Raw genomic sequence first — 1,696 nt, 5'->3', positions numbered from 1 at the left:
CACATGGCCTTACTTCCCATTCGACACCCTCAAAAGGATTTCTTCGTTCTCGATATCTCTGATGTCGTCCCCAAGGATGACACGGCATCAATGGAGCATCCAATTTTCAGCCTTGCAACAAAGCCTGACATGCGTTTCCTGCACTACGCAGATAAGAACGGGAATGTTCTTGAGATTGAGCCTTCGGGGAAAGGTCTCCCAACTATCTTCGACAAAGATATTTTGATCTTCTGCATCAGCCAGTTGATGCACCTGAAGAACCAAGGGAAACCGATTGGAAAGCGTGTTCGATTTTCGGCGCGTGAAATGATGGTGGCAACAAATAGGCGAACCGATGGCGATGCCTACAAGTTGTTAGAGAAGGCATTCTCACGTCTGCGAGGTACAAACTTCAAAACAACGATCCGCACAGGCGGAAAGATGGAAAAACGGATTTTTGGCCTGATAGACGAAGGCGGATTCGTCTATCATGACGACGATAGATTGAGGCGAAACTACTGCGAAATCGTCTTATCAGACTGGCTCATGCGGGCGATTGAATCCGCCGATGTTGTGACAATCTCACCCGACTACTTTCGCCTGCGCCGCCCTTTGGAACGGCGGATATACGAGATTGCTCGCAAGCACTGTGGAAAATCCTCCAAGTGGCATATTGGCCTAGACAAGCTCCAAGCTAAAACAGGCAGCAACGCCCCTCTCAAGCGGTTTCGGCTGAACTTGCGCCAGATCATCGAAGAAGACCACACGCCGTTCTACCGCATCGAACTGGATGAGAACGATCTTGTGACGTTCCGCCCACGGTCGGCCAAAATCGAACTTGGACAGGATATTTTCATCCCAGAGTGGGCGGACGAAAAAGCCCGTGAAATCGCCCGTGAAAAGGGGTGGGACTACTACGCCCTGCGCGATAAGTGGCTGAACTATGCAAGGGCAGAAACGGGCAAAGGGAACCCTCCGAAGAACGCAGGCGCAACATTCGTGAGCTACTGTAAGAAGCAGAAATCATTGCGATAAAAACCTCAAGCACCGACCTCGGACGAAGATTTTGCATGACAAAAGCAACCGCTTCGCCTACCCCTTATCGAAACCGACAGTCATCAAGCACAACGAGCCATGGAACTTCTTTTACTGATACTTAAGTTGATCGTTCTGCTATTTCCCATCTTGGCATTCGGATTTTTGGGATTTCAAAAATGGAGAAACCATTATGGTGGCGGCACAATACTTGGATATTATGGTCGTTACATAACCCAAAAAAGAGACACTGACGATCCATTGCCAATATACGCGTTGAAAATCGCTGTGTTTTTGGGATGGATCATGATTTTCACATCCATATTATTTTAAGGATATAGAATGGGTACTGGCGCAGACGAATTTTATCTATTTTCAGCCGACGAACTTCTGTCTTCATTGGATGGGCAGGTGGACTTAAACACAAACCGTGTCGTTGGGTTTTATGGCGAATATGGCGCGGGTATGAATATTGGCGTCGGTGGAGAAGGTGTCTACTTTCGTGGCGTCGACACCCAAACGGGTCAATTAGTAGAAGCCCATTATGCAGGAGCAACGCTCGGGGCGGGGGCTACACCTGCGACAGTCGGTGCAGGTACATTTGGCTTTACAGGCCCACCAACTAGTCTTTCTGGATGGTCTATCGGGGCACAAGGTAGCTCTGCTATCACAGGGGGGGTTT

2 protein-coding genes are annotated in these 1,696 nt (G+C 48.9%); both read left to right on the top strand.

Translation table 11 applies throughout. The features are described from left to right. Nucleotides 1–1,014: replication initiator protein A (locus BLP79_RS19400; RefSeq protein WP_244516075.1), on the top strand; the 1,014-nt coding region annotated here is incomplete at its 5' end. A 342-nt stretch (nt 1,015–1,356) separates the two neighbouring features. Next, a partial coding sequence (locus BLP79_RS19390; protein ID WP_211477642.1) for a hypothetical protein occupies nt 1,357–1,696 on the top strand: 340 nt, incomplete at its 3' end.

It is taken from the genome of Epibacterium ulvae, from assembly GCF_900102795.1.
Classification (GTDB): Bacteria; Pseudomonadota; Alphaproteobacteria; order Rhodobacterales; family Rhodobacteraceae; genus Epibacterium; species Epibacterium ulvae.
Note: the sequence above shows the minus strand (reverse complement) of the source record. Positions and strands in the feature narration are given on the sequence as shown.